This window comes from Mesorhizobium sp. M2E.F.Ca.ET.219.01.1.1 (assembly GCF_004016445.2).
Classification (GTDB): domain Bacteria; phylum Pseudomonadota; class Alphaproteobacteria; order Rhizobiales; family Rhizobiaceae; genus Mesorhizobium.
In genome coordinates, this window is the sequence record NZ_SADT02000149.1 from 1 (window position 1) to 332 (window position 332).

Annotated in this window: 1 pseudogene; it reads left to right on the forward strand. The window is 61.7% G+C overall.

What is annotated here, in order from left to right:
- Positions 1–332: pseudogene (locus EN862_RS35305) on the forward strand (transposase); the annotation flags it as partial.

Below are 332 nucleotides of genomic sequence, written 5' to 3' on the forward strand. Positions count from 1 at the left end.
GATGGAGCGGCTGGAATACGATCTCCTGTTCCGCTGGTTTGTCGGCATCGGCGTCGATATGCGGCGTGGGATCACTCAGTGCTTTCGAAGAACCGGGACCGGCTGCTGGAAGGCGACATCGCGGCGAAGTTCTTAGGCGCGGTGCTGGCGCAGCCCAGAGTGAAAAAGCTTCTCTCGAGCGATCACTTCTCGGTCGACGGCACTCTCATTGAGGCCTGGGCATCGATGAAGAGTGTCAAGCCGAGGGATGGGCCGGGCGAGCCGCCGGAAAATGGCGGCGGCCGCAATGCGGAAGCCGATTTCCATGGCCAGAAGCGGACGAACGAGACGCA